26 protein-coding genes are annotated in these 26,220 nt (G+C 55.1%); 7 read left to right on the top strand and 19 right to left on the bottom strand.

The features are described from left to right. Positions 1-354: 354 nt before the first annotated feature. The 7 genes from AC2TAD_RS19170 to AC2TAD_RS19140 form a co-directional block, all read right to left on the bottom strand. Positions 355-1,848 carry a cryptochrome/photolyase family protein gene (locus AC2TAD_RS19170; protein ID WP_480869663.1) on the bottom strand — a complete coding sequence of 498 codons (1,494 nt, stop codon included), beginning with the start codon at positions 1,846-1,848 and terminating at the stop codon, positions 355-357. A gap of 110 nt (positions 1,849-1,958) precedes the next feature. Next, the gene (locus AC2TAD_RS19165; RefSeq protein WP_480869660.1) at positions 1,959-3,191 is read right to left on the bottom strand and encodes an FAD-binding domain-containing protein; all 1,233 of its coding nucleotides are present in this window, start codon (positions 3,189-3,191) and stop codon (positions 1,959-1,961) included. Beyond that, positions 3,188-3,319, bottom strand: coding sequence for a DUF2256 domain-containing protein (locus tag AC2TAD_RS19160; protein WP_480869766.1), 132 nt, complete (start codon positions 3,317-3,319; stop codon positions 3,188-3,190). The genes AC2TAD_RS19165 and AC2TAD_RS19160 overlap by 4 nt, the downstream gene beginning before the upstream one ends. A gap of 2 nt (positions 3,320-3,321) precedes the next feature. Continuing rightward, positions 3,322-4,833, bottom strand: coding sequence for an FAD-binding domain-containing protein (locus AC2TAD_RS19155; protein WP_480869657.1), 1,512 nt, complete (start codon positions 4,831-4,833; stop codon positions 3,322-3,324). Positions 4,834-4,964: 131 nt separating this feature from the next. Next, positions 4,965-5,417 carry a TspO/MBR family protein gene (locus AC2TAD_RS19150; RefSeq protein WP_480869654.1) on the bottom strand — a complete coding sequence of 151 codons (453 nt, stop codon included), beginning with the start codon at positions 5,415-5,417 and terminating at the stop codon, positions 4,965-4,967. Between the two features lie 42 nt (positions 5,418-5,459). Continuing rightward, positions 5,460-5,828, bottom strand: coding sequence for an aggregation factor core (locus tag AC2TAD_RS19145; RefSeq protein WP_480869652.1), 369 nt, complete (start codon positions 5,826-5,828; stop codon positions 5,460-5,462). 265 nt (positions 5,829-6,093) lie between these two features. Beyond that, entirely contained in the window at positions 6,094-6,915 is an 822-nt protein-coding gene (locus tag AC2TAD_RS19140) for a DUF3179 domain-containing (seleno)protein (RefSeq protein WP_480869650.1), read from the bottom strand. A gap of 9 nt (positions 6,916-6,924) precedes the next feature. Here AC2TAD_RS19140 and AC2TAD_RS19135 point away from each other — a divergent pair, with 9 nt between their 5' ends. Then, positions 6,925-7,188: a hypothetical protein gene (locus AC2TAD_RS19135; RefSeq protein WP_480869648.1), complete on the top strand. Its 264-nt coding sequence runs from the start codon at positions 6,925-6,927 to the stop codon at positions 7,186-7,188. A gap of 80 nt (positions 7,189-7,268) precedes the next feature. Here the strand turns inward: AC2TAD_RS19135 and AC2TAD_RS19130 are convergent, their stop codons facing one another. The 7 genes from AC2TAD_RS19130 to AC2TAD_RS19100 all read right to left on the bottom strand — a co-directional run bounded on the left by AC2TAD_RS19130 (position 7,269) and on the right by AC2TAD_RS19100 (position 14,805). Further along, positions 7,269-8,780 (bottom strand): mannitol dehydrogenase family protein, encoded by a 1,512-nt coding sequence (locus tag AC2TAD_RS19130; protein ID WP_480869645.1) that lies wholly within the window; start codon positions 8,778-8,780, stop codon positions 7,269-7,271. Further along, positions 8,780-9,553 carry an L-iditol 2-dehydrogenase gene (locus tag AC2TAD_RS19125; RefSeq protein ID WP_170356285.1) on the bottom strand — a complete coding sequence of 258 codons (774 nt, stop codon included), beginning with the start codon at positions 9,551-9,553 and terminating at the stop codon, positions 8,780-8,782. Before AC2TAD_RS19125 ends, AC2TAD_RS19130 begins: the two co-directional genes overlap by 1 nt. Beyond that, a complete protein-coding gene (locus AC2TAD_RS19120) occupies positions 9,550-10,554 on the bottom strand; it encodes an ABC transporter ATP-binding protein (protein ID WP_170356286.1) in 1,005 nt (334 codons plus the stop codon). The genes AC2TAD_RS19125 and AC2TAD_RS19120 overlap by 4 nt, the downstream gene beginning before the upstream one ends. Positions 10,555-10,566: 12 nt before the next feature. After that, positions 10,567-11,397, bottom strand: a complete 831-nt coding sequence (locus AC2TAD_RS19115) for a carbohydrate ABC transporter permease (RefSeq protein ID WP_170356287.1) — start codon at positions 11,395-11,397, stop codon at positions 10,567-10,569. A gap of 12 nt (positions 11,398-11,409) precedes the next feature. Continuing rightward, positions 11,410-12,276 carry a carbohydrate ABC transporter permease gene (locus tag AC2TAD_RS19110; RefSeq protein WP_170356288.1) on the bottom strand — a complete coding sequence of 289 codons (867 nt, stop codon included), beginning with the start codon at positions 12,274-12,276 and terminating at the stop codon, positions 11,410-11,412. A gap of 106 nt (positions 12,277-12,382) precedes the next feature. Then, a complete protein-coding gene (locus AC2TAD_RS19105; RefSeq protein ID WP_170356289.1) occupies positions 12,383-13,684 on the bottom strand; it encodes an ABC transporter substrate-binding protein in 1,302 nt (433 codons plus the stop codon). Positions 13,685-13,779: 95 nt separating this feature from the next. Further along, positions 13,780-14,805 (bottom strand): LacI family DNA-binding transcriptional regulator, encoded by a 1,026-nt coding sequence (locus tag AC2TAD_RS19100; protein WP_170356290.1) that lies wholly within the window; start codon positions 14,803-14,805, stop codon positions 13,780-13,782. 121 nt (positions 14,806-14,926) lie between these two features. On the opposite strand from AC2TAD_RS19100, the gene xylB reads away from it, so the two are divergent. Continuing rightward, positions 14,927-16,363, top strand: a complete 1,437-nt coding sequence (gene xylB / locus AC2TAD_RS19095) for a xylulokinase (RefSeq protein WP_480869640.1) — start codon at positions 14,927-14,929, stop codon at positions 16,361-16,363. 251 nt (positions 16,364-16,614) lie between these two features. On the opposite strand, the gene AC2TAD_RS19090 is transcribed toward xylB, so the two are convergent. Continuing rightward, positions 16,615-17,220 (bottom strand): helix-turn-helix domain-containing protein, encoded by a 606-nt coding sequence (locus AC2TAD_RS19090; RefSeq protein ID WP_480869637.1) that lies wholly within the window; start codon positions 17,218-17,220, stop codon positions 16,615-16,617. Positions 17,221-17,334: 114 nt separating this feature from the next. Between AC2TAD_RS19090 and AC2TAD_RS19085 the strand changes: the two genes are divergently transcribed. From AC2TAD_RS19085 to AC2TAD_RS19065, 5 genes are read left to right on the top strand one after another with little or no spacing between them, the layout of a single operon-like run. Next, a complete protein-coding gene (locus AC2TAD_RS19085; protein WP_480869635.1) occupies positions 17,335-18,525 on the top strand; it encodes an LLM class flavin-dependent oxidoreductase in 1,191 nt (396 codons plus the stop codon). Then, on the top strand, positions 18,518-19,195 hold the full coding sequence (locus AC2TAD_RS19080; protein WP_480869632.1) for a glutathione S-transferase family protein: 678 nt from the start codon (positions 18,518-18,520) through the stop codon (positions 19,193-19,195). The genes AC2TAD_RS19085 and AC2TAD_RS19080 overlap by 8 nt, the downstream gene beginning before the upstream one ends. Then, positions 19,192-19,677, top strand: coding sequence for a flavin reductase family protein (locus AC2TAD_RS19075; RefSeq protein WP_480869630.1), 486 nt, complete (start codon positions 19,192-19,194; stop codon positions 19,675-19,677). The genes AC2TAD_RS19080 and AC2TAD_RS19075 overlap by 4 nt, the downstream gene beginning before the upstream one ends. Continuing rightward, positions 19,674-20,570: an alpha/beta hydrolase gene (locus AC2TAD_RS19070; RefSeq protein ID WP_480869628.1), complete on the top strand. Its 897-nt coding sequence runs from the start codon at positions 19,674-19,676 to the stop codon at positions 20,568-20,570. The genes AC2TAD_RS19075 and AC2TAD_RS19070 overlap by 4 nt, the downstream gene beginning before the upstream one ends. Next, positions 20,567-20,941, top strand: a complete 375-nt coding sequence (locus AC2TAD_RS19065) for a nuclear transport factor 2 family protein (RefSeq protein WP_170337360.1) — start codon at positions 20,567-20,569, stop codon at positions 20,939-20,941. The genes AC2TAD_RS19070 and AC2TAD_RS19065 overlap by 4 nt, the downstream gene beginning before the upstream one ends. A gap of 353 nt (positions 20,942-21,294) precedes the next feature. Here AC2TAD_RS19065 and AC2TAD_RS19060 read toward each other — a convergent pair whose 3' ends face one another. From AC2TAD_RS19060 to AC2TAD_RS19045, 4 genes are read right to left on the bottom strand one after another with little or no spacing between them, the layout of a single operon-like run. Continuing rightward, positions 21,295-22,449 (bottom strand): Gfo/Idh/MocA family protein, encoded by a 1,155-nt coding sequence (locus AC2TAD_RS19060; RefSeq protein ID WP_480869625.1) that lies wholly within the window; start codon positions 22,447-22,449, stop codon positions 21,295-21,297. Further along, the gene (locus tag AC2TAD_RS19055; RefSeq protein WP_480869623.1) at positions 22,449-23,504 is read right to left on the bottom strand and encodes a sugar phosphate isomerase/epimerase family protein; all 1,056 of its coding nucleotides are present in this window, start codon (positions 23,502-23,504) and stop codon (positions 22,449-22,451) included. The genes AC2TAD_RS19060 and AC2TAD_RS19055 overlap by 1 nt, the downstream gene beginning before the upstream one ends. Before the next feature lie 27 nt (positions 23,505-23,531). After that, complete coding sequence (locus AC2TAD_RS19050; protein WP_170755710.1) at positions 23,532-24,590, bottom strand: LacI family DNA-binding transcriptional regulator; 1,059 nt, start codon at positions 24,588-24,590, stop codon at positions 23,532-23,534. Positions 24,591-24,597: 7 nt separating this feature from the next. Continuing rightward, complete coding sequence (locus AC2TAD_RS19045) at positions 24,598-26,220, bottom strand: dihydroxyacetone kinase subunit DhaK (RefSeq protein WP_480869620.1); 1,623 nt, start codon at positions 26,218-26,220, stop codon at positions 24,598-24,600.

Here is a 26,220-nt window from a genome sequence, read left to right as displayed (position 1 = left end):
AGTGTTGCGGCAATGCGGGTGGCGTCCAGTGTTGGAGAAGGATCTGTTTGCGTTGATCCTGACTTCCTTTTGGGCAAATTAAGGGCTGATTTGCAGATCAGACGCCGAAGGCGCCTGTTACTGCTGATCTGTCACGTGGCGAACGCGGATGGGGGCGAGGCAATGCTATTCGACAATATTTGTGCAGCCCTCAGGCGCAGCTGAGCACAAGGTATTGTCAAATAGGGTTGCCCGAGGGAGAAGGCAGCGTCTTCGTTCGGTCGCCTATGGCTCAGATGGTCGGCTGTCTATCTTTCCTAGGATGGATTTCCTAGTAGAACCGGGTAATTCATAGATCGATGCCCGATAGCTCTTTCAGGGCTGCTGATCCAGGAAAGCATCCGCAACGCTTAGATGCTTTTCCTTGATCTCCGCATTCATCCGCCTTGCTGCTCGACACATCATTGACCAGCGCGGATTGTGTGCAAGTTTATCCAGATGTTTGAAGATAAAACGCCAATACAGGCCATCCCAGACCTCTGCCCAAGGTCCTTTGCTCCAATGACTCATCTTTCGGATGTAGTTTGAACCCGAAAAATAGGGTTTGGTGGTGATAAGTCCGCCATCTGCATGCTGGCTCATGGCATAGGCGTTTGGGACCATGACCCAGTCATAGCTGTCTACGAACATCTCCATGAACCAGCGATAGACCTCATCAGGGTCGATCTCGCAAAGGAACATGAAACCACCCAGCACCATCAGACGTTCGATGTGATGGCAATAGCCGGTCTGCAGAATGCGCCTGATTGTGTCGTCAATCGGGTCGATGCCCGTGGTGCCATCGTAAAACGAGGCGGGCATCTTACGGCTGTGGCCCCAATGATTTGTGGTCCGCATGTCGACGCCGAGGTCTTCATAGGTGGCGCGCATGAACTCTCGCCAGCCAATGATCTGTCGGACAAACCCCTCGACCGAGTTGAGGGGGATATCCCGTGTCTGTGCGTGTTCAAGCGTCGCGTCCAGTACTTGTCTGGGCGTCAGCAGCCCGATGTTCAGCGCGGGGGTCAGAACGGCGTGCCACAACCAGCTTTCCCCTTCGACGATGGCGTCTTCGAAGTCCCCAAACCGATCAAATCGACGTTCCAGGAATTGTTTCAACCAATCCGCAGCCGCTCTGTGGGATGTCGGGTAGTAGAGCGTGTCCAACGATCCGAGCGCATCCGGAAAATCTGCGATCACACTATTCTTTGCAGCGTGATCAATGGCGTCATGTGCTGGCCAATCAATCCAGGGCAGACTCCCGAGCATCGCTTTGGGAACCTTTTTGCGATTGTCTTCGTCAAAGCTCCAATGGCCACCCAAAGGTTGATCACCGTCCATCAATACATCCAGACGACGGCGCTGGCTTTTGTAGAACTCGGCCATAAACCAACGTTTGCGGCCGTTGATCCACTCTGCGTTATCTGCTGGTGTGTTCAGAAAGCCGGGTGATGGGCGTATTTCCAGAGAGATGCCCACGGCCTCCGCAGCCTTTTTCAAGCGGCTTTGAGCGATGAAGTCCACTGGGTCGGCCATCACCACGCGATCGACACCGTCCCTGGCCAGCTGTTGCAACAGACCCAAGCACGCATCTGTTCGCTTCTCATAAAGGTAGATATCGGCGTTCAAGCCTTTGGCGATCAAATCCTGATGATAGCGTGCCATGCTGGCGCGATGGAGCCAGAGCTTTTGCTTATGCATCCGCGCAGGATATCTCGCATCGTCAACGAAGAGCGGATCCTCGAACAGAATCACCTGATCCGGGGGCTCTGAAAAGCCCGGATGATCGGCAAAAAGCTGGTTGGGCAGAAGGATCGTGGCAATGGGCATGGTCGTTCCGGAGCGCTGTATTTACCAACGAACTATGCCGCGTGGCTCCTTTGGCAAATGGTTGATCATTTGTCGGGTCGGCGATCGTCGGCTATGCGGCGCGCGCCGCTTCATCGCAACAAGTTAAGATTTGCCAGAATGGTGGGGATCTTCGTTTTCAACTTGAAGAAGCCCGCATTGGCGTAGGGCCAAGCGATACTATCGTGGTTGCGTCTTACCCGATGCAGTAGCACGCCCGCCTCGGCCAATTTGGATTCGGCTCGATCCAGACGCGCCCGTACGGGACCAATGGGAGGATAGGCGGTGGCGACGGTTCTGACCCCGATCCGCTGGGCGGCCGCGAAGATTGGGACACTCCAGTCATCGGCGGATTGAGGCTGCACGTCAGTGCTCGCCAGAATGCCGCGCAATGCGTCCTTCGTAAATCTTTGCGCCGCCTCGCCAATTGGCTGCGGAGACCGACCATGAGTCGCCAGCAGACCCAACACACCTGCCGGTTCGTGCGGCATAATATCGTAACTACTTAGGTCTTCTTCGGTCAGCAAAAGCAAATAAGGTGCCGAAGGTGGCGCGTTGCATGGCGCGATTGGTCGCCTTGGGTGATTGGCAGCTTCAGTCAAAGGAACAGCCACTCGTGCAAGACCTGTCGGACTAAAACGACCGTTGGTATACTTCTCGATGTTCTCGGGGCGGGCCAGGTAGGTTTTGCCTTTCGTGTGCAACCCAGCGACCCATCGCCAACTGAGTGTATTCGACGCCTGATCACCATCGAGCAAATGCCTGAGAAAGAAATCCGCACCCAGTTCCCATGGCAAGCGAAGCGTAAAAATCCAGATCGACGCCATCCACATGCGCGCATGGTTGTGCAAATATCCCGTTCGGATCAGCTCTGTCGCCCAGTGATCGAAACAGTCGATTCCGGTCGCGCCGGACACGGCCTGGCTGTAGGTCAACTGCAGGCTTGGATCAGATTCCAACGCTTGATAGCTTTTGACCAATTCGGATTGGTACATGGACCAGACACTGGGTCGTTGTTCCAGAAAGCCCTTAAAATATGTGCGCCAAAATACCTCTTGCACGAATTTCTCAGCCTGCCCGAGGCGATGCGAGGCTAGTACACGTATCAGCACTTCTTCTTCAGTTATGAGCCGATGCCGTATCCAAGGTGACAAAGCCGAAACATTCGTGCGCCGTTCAGCGCCGAAGTCGTAGTTTCGCGTGCTTGCGTAATGGCGACCGGTGCGCGCCGCAAAGCGCTCAAGACGTTGCAACCCGGCTGCACGTGTTGGGGTGAACGCGATCGGTTCGTCGCTAAAGGCTAGTCCCGGAAGCACACCGCTCATGGCGCTCGCCGACACCGGGTAGAGCAATAGCGGACTTCATTCCAAACCTTCGCCCATTTCTTGCGCCATGTGAACGGACGACCGCATCTGGTGCAGGTTTTCTGGGGCAGATCAGATTTCTTACGCATTTTCATAGAGCATCTCCGAAGGGCAGGCTCAATTGGGTTGCAGTGTCCTTTTTCGAGCGTTGTTTGCGGTTTGTCTTTCGGCTGGCGTGTTTGGCAACAATCGCTTGGGCCTCCGAGCGAAACTCGGGGCCACGTCGTACTGCCCAGACTCGTTTGCGTGCGGCTTTTGCCGCCGCAAGGTGGTCAAAAATACGAACAGGATAGCGTCGCCCGACCACTTGGGTTGAAGCCTCATACTTCCAAGGCTCATGAATGTATCTATCGGGAATTTCAGCAAGTTCAGGCAACCATCTTCGGATGAATATCCCAGCCGGGTCCTGATCATATCCTTGTTTGACCGGGTTGTAGATGCGCACTGTATTGATGCCCGTAGTGCCCGATTGCATCTGGACCTGGCTCCAATGTATGCCAGGTTCATAGTCGGTGAACATACGCGCCAGATGCAGTCCAGGTGCACGCCAATCCAGCCATAGATGATAACTTGCCACCGCCATTACCATCGCGCGCATCCGAAAGTTAAGCCATCCCGTCGCCTGTAGAGATCGCATACATGCATCCAAAAACGGATATCCGGTTTCCCCCGCACTCCATGCGCCTAGAAGCTCGGTGCTTGGGGTTTGCGGACGCAGACCGTCGTAAACCGAGTGCAAGTTCTCAAATTCGATCAGGGGGTCGTCTTCAAGCTTTTGGATAAAGTGGCAATGCCAGTGCAGCCGACCAGAGAAAGAGCGCAAAGATTTTTGCCAGTTTCGCGCCCCTTGCGGAAGGCTCCGACGACGCGCGTCGCAGGCTTGCGTAACCTCACGCATCGAATGAGCACCCCAGGCGAGATACGGAGAAAGCCGGGAGCACGCCTCTGCACCCGACACCGGGCTGGACATCTCGCACTGATAGTTCTGACCGCGACTGGCCAGAAAGCTAGCAAGGCGCTCCAAACCGGCGCGTCTACCCCCGGCCTGACGTTGCGGGCAAGGATCGCTAGCCAAGCCCAGATCGCGTGCCGTCGGTATGTGCCCGAGTTCAAGGTCAACTGGCGGCAATGCGGGCACAGGTGTGATTGGCTCAGCCATAAGCCTGTCCCAGCGGGTCGCCCACCCATCCCGCGATCTGAGTTTTCGCCAGACGCCATGGTTTTGTACTTCGGTCCAGGGCACCCCCTGTTCTCGGCACCATGCGGCAACTTTCAGATCTCGCTGATAGGTCCAATCGTTACCGGTCTCTTCGTGGGACCAAAGAGCGTGCAACAGCCCGGCCTGCTTTAACTCATCCAAAATGTCTACAATTGGACCGAACCGCAGAGCCAAAGGCTGGCCCAACCGAGCAAGATCTGCCCTTAATTCTGTGAGTGTTTCAGAAACAAAACTCCAGTGCCTTGCGGAGGCATCCGGCTGTTGCCAAAGCTCTGGTTCGACAACGTATATTGGCAAAGTTGGTCCAAGCTGAGCGGCTCGTGCCAGTGCCCGATGATCTTCCACACGCAAGTCCCGTTTGAACCATACCACTTGCACTTGCACTTGCCATGCCCTCACTCACTTATTGCGTGATGCAGATATAACTAGCCCGCACCAAGTACCTGTCCAAGTGAACGGGTTCCGACTTCCGTGAAGCAGTCAGACGTAGGTAGTGGTACGCACTCTGCGTGTGTTCAATTCAAAATCGCGATCAATAGGTTCAATGCCGAAGCGAAGGCTACCCAGGTCAGATACGGTAGAAAGGCCAACACTGCGATCGGATCTGATCTGCGTACCTGTTGAATGAAGGCGGCAATCACGATCAACAGCGATAGAATGACAACGAAGGCGAACCAAGGCAGATGCAACACGAAGAAGACTGGTGACCATAGGAAGTTCAAGCCCATTTGCGCCCACCATAGCTTCATTTTGACAGAGCTTTTATCCGCCTCGAACTGACGCCATCCCACCCAGGCGATTAGTACATAGAGCAGCGACCAAACCGGAGCAAAGATCCAGTTGGGCGGGTTGAACACGGGTTTGGATAGGTTCGCGTACCATGCACCCGGTGCAGTCAGTGCTCCTATCAGGATGCCACCACCCAACACGAGGACTAAGAAGCCAACCCGTATCAACAGTTTTGTCATCTTTGAAACCTCATTCGTATGACTTAACCACACGAACGGCCATCAGCAATCTGGGATCGACAGCAAGGTTTGCGCGTCAGAAGAGAAAACCGCGTTACTGCTTTCACCTTCTTTCGCATATGTCACTTTGGCGCCGGCAATCTCTGAACCGCTGACAGTGATCTCCCTCTGACCGATGGTGTCATCGACGTCGATGGTAAAGGAAATACTGGATCCGATCTGGAGGGACACAATCTGGAGGTCAATGAAGTCCTGTCCGTCCACAACCGAAGGCACATCGAGCAAAGCTTCTGCGCCATCGATAACTTCAAGAGGTTGAAACACCTCCATCCCTGCGCCAGCCTCCGACACATCAAAAATCAGACGGTCGGAAGATGGCGAAAGGTCTACTCTCAGGGTCGAGGAACCCAAATCGCACCCTCGACAAAGCGCACCTCAAGTCCAGCATGGAGCGCTCCGGTCGAAAGAAAGCCAATTGCCGTTGCCAGCAAGTATGAACGAAACATCGCGACCTCTTAATTGTCTCTATACGTACATTACGTCCTACACAGTTTTCTGGATTTCGAATTTGGTCCCATCCTTCAGATAATCAGCAAGTTGTCACTTGCGGCCCGTTCCGGACCTTGACCGATGCGCTTGCCGATGCAGTGCAGCTCTCACGAAGCAAACGTTCACTCTATTCGGTCCATAAGACGGTCTCCGAGTAAAACTGCGACCAAGCAAACCAAAAGGCCTGATGGCTCAACCGTTCTTCGCCGTTTAATCCGATAGCCCTTACACCCTCTGCAAATAGTTCCAATCTCACGTCTTCAAACGCGACGTCTTGCCCTGCAACCAATGCAGCCACGGCTGTTGCACGGGGAAAGGCGACTGGAGTTCCGTTGGCCGTGATTGTGCCGATTATGTCTTCGTGCACAGGCAGGCGTGGATCGACGTCTCCTATCGGGAATATTGGGCCATTCGCGTCGCGTGTTTCGCGCAGGTTGAAGTCGCGACCTAGGGCCAAAGCTTCAACCAGGACCGTTGTGTTCGGATAAGCCTCGCGCCAAGAACCCCAATTAGTCGTGATAACCGTCGCTTGTTCCAATTGGAGCCCGATATCAGCCAATGGGCCCGTCACGGCCTTGCCAAGGAATGTGTGAAAAACAGAATGTGTTTCGATGTCATACATGACTTTGTTCGAGCGGATAAGCAGGCCAGACGTTCGTAAAATGGGCCGCTTTACACCTGCCGGTAATCGATCAGTAAAGTAGGCTTGCGCGGCTCCGCAAAGCGTGCAGTAGGGAATACCAAGATCACGCCCCCCGAGTGTGTCATTCACCATTTCACGTACTTCCATTATCCTCCGAGGATAGGCGCGCGCCTGACCGTTCACCACGATGCCGAAGATAACATCATCATCTTCCAACCAAGTCGCCTCGGCTGCGCAGGTGGTTTGGGCACCATCACGGGGCTGACGCAAAAGACGCCCGCCGACCTCGCCTATGAGATCGCGCAATGCAAGGACATGTCCGATAAACCAGTCGCCGTGAACGTCACCTTCCTGCCAACTGTCAACGCACCGGACTATCCGGCGTTGATCAAAGTGATCATTGATGGCGGCTTGGAAATTGTTGAAACCGCTGGTCGCAACCCCGCACCGGTGATGTCCTGTCTTAGGATTGCCGTTGGCTCATTGGTTGCTGATGACTGGCCTCGACCTGAAGCAGACATGTCTAAACTTAAGGCTGAGCGCGAAGCTGAAAATCACTGTAGCTGCATAGTTTGTTAGGTACTGTCTCAAAAATTGACGTTGTTTTACTTGGCTAGAACCAGTGTGCGCCCCAGCTGCTTGATTGGAATTGCGGGAAGCTAGTTCGAAGAAGAGCTATGAGAAGTATATTCAGCTAGGGCCGCTCTGCTCCCATTTTTCCAAATCCCGCCTAACCAATGGTCAAAGGCTACGGCAAACTTTGAGCCATCGCCGAATTCCCCGCAATACAGATCCTGGGCAAGCCAAAGTCCGGGATCAGTTTTGGCTGCTAGCGCAGTTTTTCTCAGATCTTCCCAAACAGGATCATTGGCGGCGATTTCTGAGCCATCCTCGCGAATCCCAGCGCACATCCTGCACCATAAAGCTTCAGCTAGAGCTAGTCCTTTTATGGAAGCGCCTGAAGCAATTGCATCGCGTATCGACGGCAGCACGAACCCAGGGTGACGCGCCGATCCGTCGAACGCGACCCGACGCGTTGTGTCGTGAATTGCCGTGTTTTCAAATCGACGTTCAACCAGCCCAAGGTACTCTTGCGGGGTCGTTCCAGGAACAGCGTCGACATGGGGTAGAATTTCTTCGATTTGAACCTTTTTAAAAAACGCAAGTATGTCGGAGTCTTGCATGCAGGCTGAAATCGTCGGGACATTTAGTATCTCGCCAACATTCGCAAGCAGTTGGTGGCCTCCGTTCAATATGCGTAGCTTCAATGCCTCGTATCTGTGAACATCATCGGTCAGTGTGCCCCCAACCTGTTCAAAAGGTGGACGCCCTGCACAAAAGTCATCTTCGATGACCCATTGGCGAAAGTTCTCATGTGAAACTGGGGCGTGGTCGTCAACACCAAGCGCGTGGCATTGAGAAATCACTTGATCTGTAGTCGCTGGCACGATGCAGTCTACCATCGAATTGGGAAATGCGCCGTTCCGGTCGATCCAATCGGCAAGATCAGGATCCGACAGGCGCGCTAACCCAACGATACAGTTTCGAAGGATAGTGCCGTTGCCTTGCAGGTTATCACAGCTCAGCGCGGTGAAGGGGGTCAAGCCATTTGCACGACGTATCCCGAGCGCTGCAACAATTGCGCCGAAAGCGGTGCGGGGGCGATTTGGGTTTGCCGCATCGTGGAGAATATCATCGTGATCCGCGTCGAAAGCGCCGGTGTTGGCATCCAGAAAATAGCCGCCCTCAGTCACAGTTAAAGATACAATGCGGATAGACGGATCAGCCATCCCGCGGACCAGTGCAGCGTTTCCTGCCTCAATCGGCAGATAGTCGATCATCGGGCCTATGACTTCCGCCGATACGCCTTTAGGGTCTAGCTCAATCAGAGTGGTCAGGTAGCCCTGCGCTAGCAGCCTCTGGCGCATTTCAGCGTCATAACTGCGTACTCCTGCTCCGATGATGGCCCAATCGCGGGCCTTGCCTTGCTGCATGAGCTGATGAATGTACCAAGCCTGATGGGCACGGTGGAAATTACCAAGGCCGATATGAACGATACCGGGCGTCAAGTCCGAATGCTGATAGCTAGGAGTTCCAACGGTAGATGGCAGCTCTGCAAGCTTGTCTCGCCGCAGTTGGATCGGTGGGGTTGCGTGTGTCACAGGGCTCATCAGCTCATCCAATTTCCGCCATCGACATTGTAGGTTTGTGCAACGATGTATTTTGCCTCGTCCGAGGCGAGAAACACCGCCATCCCGGTCAGGTCTTCGGCCCGGCCCATGCGGCCGTAGGGAACTTCTGCGGCCACTTCTAATTTCTTCTGTCCCGGGGGTTTTCCTTCGTGTTTTGCGAAGAACGCATCTACCCCGTCCCAGTGCTCGCCATCCACCACACCCGGAGATATGGCGTTCACATTTATCCCGTGTGCGATCAGGTTCAGCCCTGCAGATTGAGTCAGGGAAATGATCGCCGCCTTGCTGGCGCAATAAACGGCGACCAGAGGCTCACCGCGCCGCCCTGCTTGTGACGCCATGTTGATGATACGGCCCTTGGTGCCATGCGCGATCATATGGCGCGCGACGGCCTGCATGGTGAACAAGGCGCCGGCGACGTTGATGTCGAAGACACGTTGGTAGTCGGCGCGCTCAATCTCAACAATCGGGGCGGCGGTGAAGATCGCTGCGTTGTTGATCAAAATATCGATCGGGCCGAATTGAGCTGCGGTGCAGGCGATGGCGTCGTCGATACTCGGCTGGTTTGTCACGTCCATTTCCACGGCCAAAGCCGCAGTACCGATCTCAGTCGCGGCTTGCTGCGCACGCTGGATGTCGATATCGGCTATGGCGACACGTGCTCCCTCCGCAACATAGGCTTTCGCAAAGGCCAGCCCTATGCCGCGCGCGGCCCCAGTAATCAGGGCGGTTTTGCCAGCCAGACGTGTCATTCGATCCGCAAGCCTTTGGCATCAAACCGGTGTATCACATCGGCGCGTGGTGTCAGGTGAATGCGGTCGCCGTGACGGAAACCGACCTCGCCATCAGCGCGGACAGTGATTGTGTCAGCCAGCCCGGTCTCGTGGACATGGAAAAATGTATCCGAACCCAGATGTTCGGAAACGCTCACCACCCCGGACCAGTCCCCTTCGGTTTCTGAGACTGTGATATGTTCAGGCCGTATTCCGATGGTCTGAGCACCGTGTTTTGCGGCCTCGTCGCCCTCAATGAAGTTCATTTTTGGGGAGCCAATGAAACCCGCAACAAACAGGTTGCGCGGTGTCCGATACAGCTCTAGCGGGCTGCCAACTTGTTCGATTACTCCGGCCTGAAGGACGACGATCTTGTCGGCCATCGTCATGGCTTCGACCTGATCATGGGTCACGTAGATCATGGTGGTGGCGAGGCGTTCGTGCAATTCGCTAATCTCCAGCCGCATGCCGACCCGCAGCGCCGCGTCGAGGTTCGACAAAGGTTCGTCGAACAGAAATGCCGCCGGTTCGCGCACAATCGCGCGCCCGATGGCAACCCGCTGGCGTTGGCCGCCCGATAGTTGTCCTGGACGGCGGTCCAGATAGTCGGTCAGGTTCAGGACGCTGGCGGCGCCTTCGACGCGCTTGTCGATCTCGGCCTGATCCAGTTTCGCCATACGAAGGGGAAAGGCGATGTTCTTGCGCACGGTCATATGGGGATACAGAGCATAGGACTGGAACACCATCGCCAGCCCTCGTTTCGCGGGCGGGACATCGGTGGCGTCCGCGCCGTCAATGTCGATAGAGCCCGAGGTGATATCCTCCAATCCAGCGATCAGACGCAAAAGGGTGGATTTACCGCAGCCTGAGGGGCCGACGAAGACGGTGAACTCGCCATCTTCGATGGTCAGGTCCAGCGGCGGAATGACCTGCACATCGCCGAAGCTTTTGGTCACGGACTTGAGTTGAATACGTCCCATGTGTCGTGTTCCTTATTTCACAGCGCCGAAGGTCAGGCCGCGGACAAGTTGTTTCTGGCTGAACCAGCCAAGGATCAGGATTGGTGCGATTGCCATTGTCGAAGCTGCGCTAAGCTTGGCAAAGAACAGGCCTTCGGGGCTGGAATAGCTGGCGATGAAGGCCGTCAGCGGGGCCGCGTCGACGGCAGTAAGGTTGAGGGTCCAGAATGCCTCGTTCCAGGCCAGGATGAAGTTCAGCAAAACGGTCGAGGCGATGCCGGGGATGGCCATGGGGGTCAGCACATAGAGGATTTCCTCTTTCAACGTCGCCCCGTCCATCCGCGCGGCTTCCAGAATTTCGCCGGGGATTTCACGGAAATAGGTGTAGAGCATCCAGACGATGATCGGCAGGTTGATCAGCATCAGGACAACGACCAGCCCTCCGCGCGTATCCAGCAGGCCCAGCCGAATGAACAGCAGGTAGATCGGGTAGAGAACGCCAACTGCAGGCAACATCTTGGTGGACAGCATCCACAGCAGAATGTCCTTGGTGCGCTTGGACGGCACAAAGGCCATTGCCCATGCGGCGGGCACCGCGATGATGACACCCAGAACAGTCGAGCCTCCGGCGATAATGACCGAATTCCACAAGAACCGCATATAGTCCGAGCGTTCCTGCACGATGGCGTAGTTTTCCAACGTCCAGTTGAAGTTCAAAAACAGCGGTGGGCTGGCGATCGCCTGCGCCTCGGTCTTAAAGCTGGTCAGGATGGTCCAGAGGATCGGGAAAAAGATCAGCAGACCAACGGCCCAGGCCAAGGCGGTATTGAGCGATTTGCGGCGGGTTGTGACGGTGCGGGCCATGGTCTTACCTCCTCACGCGTCCAGGTTCTTGCCGACGATGCGCATCAGGAAGATCGCTACGATGTTGGCTAAGATGATTGCATAGACACCTCCGGCTGATCCGAGACCAACATTCTGGCTCTCCAACACACGCTGGAAGATCAGGTAGGTGAGTGTACGGGTGCCGAATGCGCCGCCGGTGGTCACGAAGATCTCGGCGAAGATCGACAAAAGGAAGATTGTCTGGATCAGGATTACGATGGTGATCGCGCGGCTCAGATGCGGCAGAATGATGTGGTAGAAGCGCTTCAGAACCGGTGCGCCATCCATTTCGGCCGCTTCCAGCTGTTCGCTGTCCAGAGATTGGATAGCGGTCAGTAAGATCAGCGTCGCAAAGGGCAGCCACTGCCACGAAACGATCATGATGATCGAGGTCATGGATGCTTCGGACAGCCATGAGACTGGCTCGGCCCCGAAAAAGCGCCACAGATGCGCCAGCAGGCCGTTGACCGGGTCCATGAACATGTTCTTCCAGACCAAAGCGGACACAGTGGGCATGACGAAGAATGGAGCGATTACAAGAATGCGGACAACACCTTGACCCCACATCGGTTGATCCAAAAGCATCGCGAGAAGGATGCCCAGAACAACAGTGATGACAAGGACCCCTCCGACAATCACAAGTGTTGCTTGAACTGCCGGCCAGAATGAACTGGATGAAACAAATCGAACATAGTTGTCTAAACCGACCCAGCCCAGATCACCGCCCCGCAGAGGCAGGTACTTCTTGAAGGAAAAATATAGCGTCATCGTCAGCGGCACGAGCATCCAGCCAAGTAGCAGGACCACTGCAGGTGCCATCATCAGGCGAGCAACGGATCGGGAATGTTGAGTAGCCATAACGCAAACCCTCTCTGTTCAGGCGTAACTCAGCCTGCGAGAAAAACGCGAATTGTGGAAGGGTAAGGCGGGGGGCAGATTACTGCCCGCCCGCGGGGAGAAGACCTCAGTACCCTGCGGCTTCCATTTCTTCTGCGGTAAACGCCTGTGCCTTGGCCAGTGCTTCCTCGACCGTTTGCTGCCCGGCATAGACCGCCGAGAACTCTTGGCTGACCTGGGTCGCGATGCCTGCGAATTCCGGGATCGCAGCGAACTGGATACCAACATATGGAACCGGCTTGACCGTCGGGTTGTTCGGATCAGCGGACAGGATCGAGTCCAGCGTCATCTTGGCAAAGGGAACCTTCTGGTATTCCGGGTTCTCATACAAAGAGGTGCGCGCACCCGGCGGAACATTTGCCCAACCTTCGTTTTCGGCAACCAGCTCAATGTAGTCTTTGGACGTTGCCCATTCGATGAACTGTTTGGCTGCGTCTTCCTGCTGTGTGCCGGCCGGAATAGCCAATGCCCAAGCCCAAAGCCAATTGGAGCGCTTGCCCAATCCGGTGTCAGGTGCCAGTGCAAAACCAACGCTATCCGCTACGGTCGAGTCTGTGGGGTTGGTCACAAATGACGCCGCAACGGTCGCGTCGATCCACATGCCGCATTTGCCCTGCTGGAACAGGGACAAGTTCTCGTTGAACCCGTTTGTGGCATAGCCTGCGGGACCAGATTCCGACATCATTTCAACGTAGAAATTCAGCGTGTCGGCCCATTCTGGCTGGTCGAACTGGGGCTTCCAGTCTTCGTCAAACCAGCGCGCGCCAAACGAGTTGGACATGGCTGTGATGAACGCGCCACCTTCGCCCCAACCGGCTTTGCCGCGCAGGCAGATACCGTTGATGTCAGCGTCACGGTCGGTCATGGCCGCCGCGGCCTCTTTGATGAATTGCCAGCTTGGCGCTTCGGGCATTTCCATGCCTGCTTTTTCCATCAGGTCGGTGCGATACATGATCATCGAGCTTTCGCCATAGAACGGCGCCGCGTAGAGCGTCCCTTCATGGCTCAGGCCGCCTGACATTGCGGGCAGGATATCGCCAACGTCATAGTCCTCGGACAAACCATCCAGCGGAACCAGCCAGCCGTTCGCACCCCAGATCGGGGTTTCGTACATCCCGATTGTCATGATATCGAACTGACCGCCCTTGGTGGTGATGTCGGTGGTGACGCGCTGGCGCAAGACGTTCTCTTCCAGCGTTACCCACTCGACGTCAATTCCAGTCGCTTCGGTAAATTTGTCTGTATAGCCCTGCATCCGGATCATATCGCCGTTGTTTACAGTCGCGATAGTGATGGATTGCGCATGGGCCGCTGCCGTTGCGACGAAAGTCATTGCAGTCGCCGCACGAAGTGCGTGCTTCAGATACATCCCTGTCCTCCCTGAGCTTGGATGTCGTGCAGAGAGGTTAGATCGCAAATTGTCGCGCAGTCAATAAAAACTTTACGCGCGTTAATTTTGTAGTGTTATGCGGATTCTCTTAAAACCAACCGAGCCGGGAAAAGAGTCTCCGTCCGATTTTCAAATTTCCCTCCGTTTTCAATGAGTTCGAAAAGTGTTTCGACGCTTCGCGCCGCCACATTATCATAATCGTGCGCCGCGGTAGTCAGTGACGGGCAGGTAAATTTTGCAAAGGGATGATCGTCATTTGAAGCCACACGCAAAGCGCAATCGTCTTTTCGCCCGACGCGAATCCCCTGTTCAAAGCACGCCGCCAGAAAGCCGATGGCCAATCGGTCATTGCTGCACAGAACTGAATCCGTGCGCAACTTGCGTTCATCCAGCACCTTGAGCGCGCCCAGCCGCCCAATCTCTTCAAAGGCCCAACCAGTGCCTTCGATTTTGATCACATGCGGCTCAAAACCCAGACGTTCCATCACCTCGATATAAGCTTTTCGCCGTTTGTTTGCATTGGGGTTTGCAGGTGTCCGCATTTCGAAGAACGAAGGCGGCTCGCCAGTACGGGTCATGTATTCCACGGTCTGAGACACAAAGCTGAAATTATCGGACCCGATAAACGCTGCGCCCAAACCGTCGAGGTTGCTGTCAAACAGAACTGTCGGCACGCTAGCGCAGAATTTCTCAATTGCAGATTTGTCTGAGATACGTCCCAAGGGCGCAAACAACACGCCTGCTGGTTTCAAAGATTGCAAACCGTCCAGGATTTCGTTTTCCAACTTTTGTTCACCGTGAGAGCTGAACAGAAACGGGCGATACCCCGCTGCGATACAGCTTTGCTCAAGATACCGCGCAATTTCGGCAAAGAATGGATCGGCCAAATAGGGCACGACGATGCCAATATTCTTTGTCAGTTTACGGTTCTGGTTCACAGCATAGATGTTCGGACGGTAGTCGAACCGCTCCAGCGCCTCTTCGATGCGAGCCCTCGTCGATGGGCGAACACTGTCTGGATCGTGGAAGTATTTAGACACAGTGGGACGCGAGATCCCGCTGAGGGCTGCGAATTCTTCCATATTCTTTATCTTGGTCATGCCAGTCTGCCTGCGGATCTCAGCCGCCTTGATCTTATCCTATTTTTACATATTCTTTGCGCGCGCTAAAAAGATCAATAGCAAGACAAGTTCCGGACTTTTGTGCAGGTAAGGGGTTTGAATGTATCTCGGGATCGATATCGGCACGTCAGCGGTCAAGCTTGTCTGCGCGGATTCCAGTCGAATTCTTGCAACGTCTTCGGTGAGTACAAAGACCTCTTCTCCTAAACCCGGTTGGTCAGAGCAGCACCCGGATCTTTGGTGGCAGGCGACACGCGACGCTTTAGGCCAGCTTTCTAAGCAAGCCAAACTGTCAGAGGTGAAGGCAATCGGGTTGTCAGGTCAGATGCACGGAGCCGTAATGCTGAACCGTGATCTGCGCCCAATCCGCCCGGCAATCCTGTGGAATGACAGCAGAGCGGCGCAGGAATGCGACGAACTGCGACAGGCCTTGCCGCAGATTGGTCAAACCGCTGGGGTCCTCCCTTTGCCGGGCTTCACCGCGCCCAAGATTACATGGCTAAAACAGCATGAGCCAAAGCACTATGCCCAACTGGCTCACATCCTGCTGCCCAAGGACTACATCGGTTTACGGCTGCATGGCGAATTGGGAACTGATACGTCCGATGCTGCTGGGACAATGTGGCTCGATCAGGCGTCGCGCGGCTGGCACGCAGGTATCGCCGAAGCCACAGATGTAGCATTGGATTGGCTGCCGCAGGTGTTCGATGGGCACAGTGTCGTTGGGACTGTGACAGCGCAAGCCGCGACTGAGACCGGCTTGAAACCTGGAACTCCAGTTGTTGCCGGAGGCGGAGACGCAGCAACAGGCGCTGTGTCTTTGGGCGCCACCGAACCGGGTCGCGGATTTATATCCCTGGGGACTTCTGGCCAGTTGTTTGTGGCAGATCACAGCTACAAGCCGAACCCCGAACGTTATGTGCATGCTTTTGCGCACACACTGCCCGACCGATGGTATCAAATGGCAGCAATGTTGAATGGTGCACGGCCGATTTCATGGATAGGCAGCCAGTTGGAACTGTCCGCGGCCGAGGTTGTCGCGCTTGCTGAAACGGCCAGCAGGGATCGAGTTCCAGTCTTTCTACCTTATCTGACGGGTGAGCGCAGCCCTCATGGCGACCCGCATATCCGAGCCTGTTTCTTTGGACTGGAGGATTCCACAACACGCGCAGACATCTGCCGTTCCGTGGTAGAGGCGATTGCTTTCTGCTTTGCCGATGCGGCGCAGAGTTTCGGCGGCACAATCGAAGATTTGCCGGAGCTCGCGGCGATAGGAGGAGGCAGCAAATCAGATCTGTTGTTGAGGCTGATCGCGACGGTGACCGGAAAGCCAATTGTGCGGTCAGCTGGGGCAGATTCCGGTCCGGCTTATGGTGCGGCAAGGCTGGCAGCTTTGGGTTTAGGCGCTTTGGAGAGAACTGATCTTGCAGTTCAACCGCCATCAACCGACAGGTTCGAGCCCGCAGATTTGGCACCGTTGTTCGAAAGATTGACGCGGTTTCGGCAGCTTTACAAGGCCGTCCGTCTGACCGAATAGTCGTCAGCACTTTCAATAAAATCTACGCCACTTTTTGTCCCGAAGCGGGATCATTGCTGTCTTAACAAACAAGAAAATCTTAAATACGCAGCTCGCTGCTGCTCGAATTGACAGAGCGGACGGTAGCAATGCCCGAACTTAAATCCTTGGTCACCGTCGAATGCAAGCAGGTGGGACGAACGGCGGCCAAAACGTTTGCGACCGCTACATACGCATAGCTTTTCTTGGATAGCCTTTAACAAGACCAAACGTCACCAGGTGATGCGTATAGGTGACATCGCCCAGACCATTGTCGCTTCTTTTTCTGTCTTGTTGCGAAAGCGGTGCGCGATCATGGACGGGTAAGAGAAGCTATCTCCTTCACGCAAAGAAATGATCTCGTCCCCGAGACGCAGTTCAACTTCACCGTTTAGGACGATGGCGTGTTGCTCACCTTCAAAGGAATAACCTTCCAGCGGCTCGGGCGGTTGTCCTGCGCCGGGACGGAATCGAGACAGTATCAGGTAACACTGGCCGGACAACGTGCTGGAAAGTAATTCGTCCTCAAAGCCCAGTTCATCTGTTGACCGCGTATACATCGCAGACAGCGCCCTGCGGTTTTCGCGTCGCACGACGTGCTTGCGTTCCAGCGGGCCTTCTCCCGCCTGTGTGGGAAAGAACCAACCCGGGTCAACAGCCAGCGCATCGCTAATTTCTGCAAGCAGGTCCTCTGATACCTTGGCCGCGCCAAGTTCAATCCTGCTGAGATAGGCTTTGGAACATGACACCGCTTCGGACAGGTGCTGCAGGGTCAGTCCACGCGCTTTACGTACTTCGCGAATTTCACTGCCAAGCCTTTGGGCATCGGTCTGGGACACGTCATTTTTCATGTCTTCAGGATAAATGATTTCAGTTGACTTATCGATACAAAATCAACTTAGTTGAAATATAGGGGAAAAATCAACCACGCTTGGACTGCACGGGAGGAAGCTATGCGCTTTGATTTGATTGCCAATTTCAGCCCCGGCGAGACGATTCCATGGGCGCGCACGCTGGAAATGATCCTCGAACAGTGTTCCTTAGCCGAGCAGGCTGGTTTCACGACCGCATGGTTTACCGAGCATCACTTTGCTCACAATGGCTATATGAATGCGCCGCCCAACCCGATCCAGATGGGTACGCATGTGGCCGCGCACTGCAAGATACTGCGGGTTGGCACAGCCCCCATCATCTTGCCCGATTGGCACCCCCTGCGTGTCGCCGAAGATGCTGCAATGTTGGATAATATGACCCAAGGCAGGTTTGATTTTGGCGTTGCCAAGGGCATTAACGAACGCTCGACCGTCCAGTTCAAAAAGGACGCGGACCGGCGCGACAATGCTAAGGTGATGCGACTGTATCAGGAAAGCCTTGAGATTATCCTGAAAGCCTGGACCAACGAGGCGTTCACCCATCACGGAGAGTTCTATCAGTTCCCGGTTCCCGGATGGAAAGAGACCAACCGGTTCTTTGATCCTCTGGACCCGCGCTACCACGACGAAGACGGCGAATACAAAGCGATGTATGTGCATCCGCGCCCCTATTCCAACCCGCATCCGCCGGTTTGGCTGATGTCGAACGCTCCGCCCACGTTCAAACTGGCAGGCGAACGAGGCTGGGGCGTGATCTCGATGGCGGCGGGTCCCAAGGCAACGCTGGCCTGTTGGGAGCCTTATCGTCAGGCCCTGTCGCAACGCGAAGGGCGTGAAGTAAAGCTGGGCGAGGGCGTTGGTGTTTGCACGGCGTTTTATGTCGGTGAAAGCATGGAAGAGGCAGTGAACACGATCCGCGGCCCGATCAATGCCTATTATGAATTCCTCGGCGGGTCGCGTCCCAAAGGGGAATGGACCAAGCATGGCTATCTGGATGTCGGCGAACAGATGACGCCCGAAGATGAGGATATGGACTGGTTTGATTTCCTCAACAAGCGCGGGATCATTGTGGTGGGCGATGCCGAATACGTCGCGGATCGCTTTGCCGAGCGGCAGGAAACCATCGGCCTCGATCACCTCATGCTGATGCAGCAATATACCGGTGTGCCTTACGAAAAGATCCTCGCCAGCTGGCATCGCCTGTTCGAGCACGTGGTTCCCAAGTTTGGCACGCAATCTATCGCTCAGAAAAGGATGCCGGAACATGCTTGAGATATGGGGGCGTCCCTATTCATCGAACGTCATTCCGGTGATCTGGACGGCGAATGAGCTGGGGTTGGACTACACGCTGCAACTGGCCGGGGGCAGCTTTGGCAAGCTCGACACCGATAAGTACGCTCAGATCAATCCCAACAGGATGATCCCGGCTATCCGGGATGGAGACTTTGCGCTGTGGGAAAGCCTCGCCATCGTGCGCTACCTATGCGACCGCTACGGGGCGGGAACGCTGAGCCCGTCCGACCTCCAGACCCGCGCGATGGCGGATCAGTGGATGGAGTGGTCGGCCAGCCGCGCCTTTGGGCCAGTGATCTATCTGTTCTTCGCAACAGTGCGCACGCAACCCGACCAGCGCGAACCGGAAAAGATCGCAAAGCTGCGTGATGAGGCGCATCAGGCCCTGACCCTTCTGGATCAACATCTGGCAGATCGCGCCTATATCTGCGGCAACAGCTTTACGATGGCCGATATTCCCTTGGGCTGTGTGGCCTATCGTTACTTCAACGTCGAGGTCGACCGCCCGTACTTGCCAAATGTCGAGGCCTGGTACCAGCGACTCGCGACCCGCTCCGCGTACCGCGATCACGTCATGCGCCATTTCGGGACCAACCCCGATGAATGGGCTGCGCTGGAAAAAGCCTGTGCCAGCGAAGGGGTGCTATGATGGACGTCCGAGACTATCGCCGTGCCCTTGGCGCCTTTCCGACGGGGGTGACAATCGTTGCCACCTATGACGCAGACGGCGCGCCATGGGGATTGACGGCCAATTCCTTTACGTCGGTCTCGTTGCAGCCGCCGGTAATCTCGGTTTGCATCGCAAAGTCTGGCCGGGTCTTTCCGACGCTGTCGCAATGCGATCATTTCGCCGTCAATATCCTGTCGGTCGATCAGAAAGACCTGGCGATGCACTTCGCCAGTGATGTCGAAAACCGGTTTACCGATACCGAATGGACCGTTGGAACCGCGACCCCGCTGATCCCCGGAGCGTCGGCGCAATTGGAATGCACGGTTCACAGCAGGGTCGATGCCGACGATCATGAAATCCTTCTGGGTCGTGTCGTTAACTACACCCACGTGCCCATCCCCCCACTTGTCTATTGCCGTGGTGCATTTTTCCCAGCACCCCAACCCGAGGCTTCGCCATGAAAGATCATCTGACCTATCACACCCGCTTCAGTCCTGATGAGTTCGACGCGCAATACAATCTGCGGGCAGGGCGGCCTGACTATGAAGAGACTGTCATTCCCGCATGGAGCCGCGACAGCGAGGCCGCGCGCGCCACATCCGATTGCAGCCTCGATATCCGCTATGGCGAAGGTGAAAAACAAAAGCTCGATGTTTTCCGCTGTCCGGATGTGGATGCCCCAACACTGGTGTATGTCCATGGCGGCTATTGGCAACGCGGCGACAAGTCGATTTACAGCTTCATCGCTCCGCCCTTTGTCGCGGCAGGGTGCAATGTTGTAATCGTCGGCTATGACCTGTGCCCATCGGTAACCATCACGCGTATTTCCGAAGAAATCCGCGAAGCGATGGCTTTTATTTGGCGCAATGCGCGTGATTTGGGTCTTAATCCAAACCGTATCACCGTGATGGGTCATTCAGCTGGCGGCCATATTACGCAGATGATGATGGCGACCGATTGGCCCTCGCTTGGCGACGATCTTCCTGCAGACCTGATCAAATCCGGCATCCCGGTGTCCCCGCTCAGTTATCTGGAACCGGTGCGCCTGACTGAAGCGCTGAATGCCGGTATCCGGATGACGCCGAAAGAGGCCGAAGCGGAAAGCCCGATGACCAACCACCCGCCAATCACGAATGCACCGCAGCTGGTCGTTGTCGGTGGCGCGGAAACCGACGAATTTCACCGGCAAGCTCGGATGTATGTCGAAAAATATGGGACCGCAGACCGCGAGGTCGGCCTCTACATCGTCCCGGACGTCGATCACTTTGACGAATTGAACGTGCTTGTCGACCCGGCAAGCCCGTTCTTCACGCACACTTGCGATATGCTTCAAGGAAAAGGACCGCAATCATGACCGCTTTGACCCGAGACCTCGTCGACGCCGTCGGCGACGCGTTTAATGCCAATGACATCGATGCCGTTATGAAGCATTTCGCAGACGACGCCACATTTGATCACGCCGTCGGACCGGACGAGCATGGAGTGCGTCTGGAAGGCGCCGAAACGATCCGGGGTGCATTTTCTGCGCTGTTCGAAAAAGTCGAAAACGTGCACTGGGAAACGCTAGACTGCGCGATCTCGGGCAACAAAGCCTACTGTGAATACCGGCGCACCGCGACGCATAAGGATGGTTCGAAAGAAGAGTTCCTCAGCGTCGACATCCTGACCTATCGCGATGGGCTAATTGTGCACAAAGACACCTATTACAAACAACGGACAAGCTGATCAGTTCACTTCGCTGCGATCAAATCTCTAAAGACTTGCTGAAGAAACCAGCCATCGTTTTGGGTGCTGTATCATGTTCGTGAGGCCAATTTACTGCGACGGTTCTGTCGTCGAAAGACCCTGGTCCGGGGCTACATGCAACGCTTACAAAATCAAGGCTATGTCAGTCGTCATCCAATTTTGATCGCCTTAGTGATGAACAGGCCTGGCGCCGCGCAACCTCCATTTAACGCAGTTGTGGCGGGCCTGCGGGGTTTGGTATTAACGTTTTCCGCTGTTTTTTAAAGCGCCAGCTTTCGTTTCCGGTTTCGAAGATCTCGCAGTGGTGTGTGATCTGAACGTTGCACCGGGATTTATTCCAACTTGACCCAAGCCGCATTCCTTGAAGAGCTTTGCACGCAAGCGGCTACAAACTTAACACCATTGAGCCCGTCGTGAACCGTTGGATAGACAATCGAAGCGTCAGGTGAAATCCCGTTTCGGAAAGCTAGGATCGCCTCAGCAGCTTCTCCATAGATGTTGGCGAAACCTTCTAGATATCCCTCTGGATGGCCCGGAGGAACTCTGCTCAACCGATTGGCAGCGTCACCAGCTCCAGCTCCATTTCGGGTGATCAGGCGCTTGGGCTCATTGTATGGCGTGAACCAAAGGTAATTGGGATCTTCCTGAGACCACTCCAATCCCCCTTTTTCGCCATAGACGCGCAAACGAAGTGCGTTTTCATTGCCGGGTGCCACCTGAGAAGACCACAGCATCCCACGCGCTCCGCCTTCGAAACGAAGCAAGACATGCGCGTTGTCATCGACTTTGCGCCCCGGCACAAAGGCCTGCAAATCCGCCGCCAAGCTTTCCGCTGTCAGCCCGGTCACAAAGCAGGCAAGGTTGTAAGCATGGGTTCCGATGTCGCCGGTTGATCCACCCGCGCCCGAGCGTTCGGGATCGGTTCGCCATTCCGCCTGTTTGAAGTCCTGCTGTTCGGTCAGCCAGTCCTGTGGGTATTCAACCTGAACCACGCGGATCTTGCCAATATCACCGTTGGCAACCATTTCGTGCGCCTGCCGAACCATCGGATAGCCCGTATAATTGTGGGTCAAAATGAATAGGGCGTTCGCGCTTTCTGCCGCTTTGACCAGTTTTTTTGCATCAGTAAGGGTCGAGGTGAGTGGCTTGTCACAAATGACATGAATACCGCGTTTTAGGAACTCACGTGCGGCTGCATAATGGACGTGATTTGGCGTAACGATTGACACCGCCTCGATCCCAGATTTCAGCCGGGCTTCCCTTATCGCCATCTGCTTGAAGTCTTCATAAACTCGTTCGAGGCCCAATGCCTCACCACTTTCAAGAGATTTCTGTGGTGTCGAAGACAAAGCTCCAGCAACCAGCTCGAACTTGTCGTCCAGTCGCGCGGCTATGCGATGAACGCCGCCGATGAAGGCGTCGTTTCCGCCGCCAACCATGCCAAGCCGAATGCGTCCTGACGTTTCTTCACTGCGTCCTGTGACCATCACTTAATCCCCAGCATTGCACGATTTGCGGCTTCGTCGGCACCACCATCCGCGAAGTCATCAAAAGCTTTCTCGGTCACACGGATAATGTGATCCGACACAAACCGAGCGCCTTCGCGCGCACCATCCTCGGGGTGTTTGAGACAGCACTCCCATTCGACCACAGCCCAGCCATCAAAGTCATTCGCGGCCATCTTTGAGAAGACTGCACCGAAATCCACTTGACCATCACCAAGCGACCGAAACCGTCCGGCCCGATCTACCCAGCTTTGATACCCGGAATAAACGCCCTGACGACCGGTTGGATTAAACTCGGCATCCTTAACATGGAACATGCGTATTCGGTCCTTGTAGATGTCGATGTTGTCCAGGTAGTCGAGGCACTGAAGAACGTAATGCGACGGGTCGTATAACATGCACGCGCGAGGGTGATTGCCCGTCCTCTCAAGAAACATTTCGTAGGTCACGCCGTCGTGGAGATCCTCTCCAGGGTGAATTTCGTAGCAGACATCAACGCCGCATTCTTCGGCGTGATCAAGGATCGGTACCCAACGACGAGCGAGTTCATCAAACGCCGTTTCAATCAAGCCTGCAGGTCGCTGAGGCCAAGGATAGACATAGGGCCATGCCAATGCGCCTGAGAATGTTGCATGTGCTGAAATGCCCAAGTTTTTTGATGCTGACAGTGCCTTTTTAACCTGATCTACGGCCCATTCTTGGCGGGCTTTCGGGTTCCCCCGAACGCTTTCGGCTGCAAAGCCATCAAACGCACTGTCATAGGCTGGGTGAACGGCGACTAGCTGGCCCTGAAGGTGCGTTGAAAGTTCGGTAACTTCGACGCCATTTTCTTGGGCTTTGCCTTTGAAGTCATCGCAATAACCGGTGCTGGACGCGGCCTGTTCAAGGTCGAATAGCCGGCCGTCCCAACTGGGCACTTGAACGCCTTTGTATCCACAATCCGCCGCCCATTTGGTGATCGCGTCCCACGAATTGAACGGTGCTTCGTCCCCCGCAAATTGCGCAAGAAACAAAGCTGGACCTTTGATCGTCTTCATAATAATTCCTCCCCAAAACCTATGCCTCTATGGCGGTAAATTTTCCTTCAGATAGATGTCGATACGGATGCGTTCCTGCGCTTTGTTGAATGGAACCTTGTCCGAAGTTGCGCGCAGCAGACGTACGGCAGAACGAACGATGTGGCCGGTGTCTTGCGAGATTAGAGCGTCAAATGTACCCAGCCTAAGCGCTTCCCGACTAAGCGGTGTGAGCTCATGAGCAATGATCACCAGATCTTCGCTGAGCTTGTTCTCGGAAAGAAATTGAATCAGACCAGCATTGCCCGCAGCAGACGAATAAATTCCGACCAGATCCGGGTAGGTTTCAAAAATTTCGGGCAGCAAAGTGTAGATTAGATCTGGGTCATCCCGGCCCTCGACAGATGCCACGACTTCGAGATGAGGGAAATCCTCTGCCACAACAATATCAAAACCCTGACGCCTTTCTAGGTGATCGCGTGCCAAACGAGAGCCTGTCAGGACCAGTACTTTGCCTTTGCGATCTACAAATCGCCCCATCAACTGGGCGGCTGTGCGTCCTGCAGACACGTTATCGATCCCCACAAAGTGGTCCCGCTCAGAACTCGGCAAGTCAGACACCAAGGCGACGACTGGAACACCCTTATCTCTGACCCTCTTTACGGCGTCGCGGACAGAAGGTGTTTCAGGACCGAAAACGGCAACTCCATCAACGTCCAAGCTTTCGACAGTATCCAGAATGTTGACGATATCCTGCGGCTCAAACGGAGCCACCTTCTTTATCGAAGTACGTGTCCGCTCGATGAATTGGTCACGAGATTGCTCTGCGATCTGACTGCTAATCGCCTCTACAAACTCGTTATCCGTGTCCGGTAACACAAAGAGGAAGTTGTAAACTCGGTTTCGCGCAAGGTTGGCCGCAGCCGTGTCGCGCACATAGCCCAGCTCATCAATTGCCTTTTGTACTTTCTGTACGGTTACGGCCCGCACGCCGGGGCGTCTGTTCAAGACCCGGTCAACAGTCGCCAGACTGACACCCGCAACACGCGCGATGTCATTGACAGTTGGCTTTTTAACCAATTCTAGTTTTTGTTTTTGGTCTTCCACGTGTTCTTCAGCCTTCAATCTCCCGCGCTAAGCCTTCAAACAACAAAGCAACAGCCTCAGCGCCGGGATCGTTATGTCCAACTAGGTTTTCTTCGGGAACATAGGCTGCCCGGCCCGCCTTCGCACGGCGAATTTTGGCCGTGTTGTCTGCACCTTCGCGAGCTGCCTTTGCCGCGTGAATAAGGCCAGATGGGAGTGCGGCAAGCGCAGGTGCCAAGGCGTCAATCATGGTCCTGTCACCGACCTTGGCGCCGCCGACTTGGCTAACGCGGTTCAGACCTTCGACCAAAGACTTCGGTACCGAAGCGCCGCTCGCACAGGCATCTCCAGCGGCGTTAAAGAAGATTGCAAGTATTACGCCGGAAGAACCACCCATCGTCTGGCTCAATTCATTGCCCAACGCTGGAAACAGTTGTGTCAAGTCAGCAAGCGGCATTCGGTCAAGGCTACCTTGCAACGCCCTTGCTGCAGTCGCCAAAGTGCTCCCCGTGTCGCCATCCCCGGATTTGGCGTCCAACTCGTTCAGGTTCTTCTCAGCGTTGATGAGAAGTTCAGACAAACGCGAGATCGTTTCCTTCGTCGCAGAATTATTCGAAGGAATTGGATCGATCGGAGTCAAACCATCAGGCAAAGGCGCTACTTTTATTGGGGTGATGGATTTGACACCGGGCCAAGCAACCAGATCAACCTGAGCTTCTAGTTTTGACAATTCGTGTTGATCTACGGGCAGAATAGAAACAGAAAATCCGTGCATATCCAACGATGTCATCATTGGTGCTGGGCCAATTATATGGCTGGCAATATCAGTCTCAGACAGGGCATGTGTGAGGACAGCCATTTCTAATGGTGTTGTAGAGCCAAGGTTATTGATCAACGCCACACAATCCCCGGAACCCACCCGTTGCTTCAGCTTACCCACCACTGTGGACATGGCCGATACAGCATTCGAGAATTCCACCTGCTGTACACCGGGCTCGCCATGGATGCCCAAGCCGAGTTCCGCTTTGCCGGGCGCAATCCTGTCCTCTTTCGGAGAACCTGGGACGGTGCAGGTGTCCAGGCTCATACCGATGCTGACGACCTTCGCTATAGTGGTTCTTGCGGCATTGGTGACGGTGTCCAAGTCAGCACCATCTTCAGCAAGCGCACCAGCGATCTTGTGCACGAACAGCGTTCCTGCCACGCCACGCGGTTGCGGAAGGTCGGGCAGGGCGATGTCATCATCGACAACAACCATCTCTACTTTGCGGCCCAATGCGCGGGCGCGCTCAGCCGCCAGACCAAAGTTCAACCGATCACCTGTGTAATTCTTCACGATAAGCAAGCACCCAGCCTCACCCGTAACGGCGAGAATGCCAGCCAAAACCGCCTCAACTGACGGGGATGCAAATACTTCTCCACATACTGCTGCTGTCAGCATACCAGCGCCAACAAAACCCGCGTGGGCTGGCTCGTGCCCAGACCCTCCGCCCGAAACCAAAGCGACTTTCGACTTGTCCCAATCGGACCTGTAGACGACTTTGATGTGCGGGTAACCGTCCAGCCGGGTAAGTTGTCCTCCGGATGACGCAAGAAGACCATCTATGGCCTCTGTCACCAGAGTTTCTTTCGTGTTGAGGAACTGGGCCAT

The organism is Ruegeria sp. HKCCD7628, assembly GCF_057221005.1.
Note: the sequence above shows the minus strand (reverse complement) of the source record. Positions and strands in the feature narration are given on the sequence as shown.